Origin of the sequence: Enterobacter cloacae complex sp. P15RS (genome assembly GCF_014895905.1) — a bacterium.
GTDB classification, from domain to species: domain Bacteria; phylum Pseudomonadota; class Gammaproteobacteria; order Enterobacterales; family Enterobacteriaceae; genus Enterobacter; species Enterobacter quasihormaechei.
On the sequence record NZ_JADBQL010000058.1, the window covers coordinates 1 to 235 of the forward strand.

Genomic DNA, 235 nt, shown 5'->3' on the forward strand with positions numbered 1-235 from the left:
TGCAGCCGGTCGCGGGTGAATTCAGCCAGCGGGGTGTTACCCACCTTCACTCCCGCCAGGTACCCGCTGCCGTACGTCAGCCATTCCACCCGGGGAAGCCGGTCGGGGGTGGTCTGATATGCCAGACCCTGCTCGCTGTACGCGTGTCTGGTTTCATGCTCCCACAGCAGCGCATTCGTCTGCGGAGCCCGGACCGTCTGCTTCTCGCTGACCAGTCTCCCTTTACCATCATAGC

1 protein-coding gene is annotated in these 235 nt (G+C 63.4%); it reads right to left on the reverse strand.

What is annotated here, in order from left to right; translation table 11 throughout:
• Positions 1-235 (reverse strand): RHS repeat protein (locus IM267_RS21595; protein ID WP_193034238.1); only part of this gene is annotated, 235 nt, incomplete at both ends.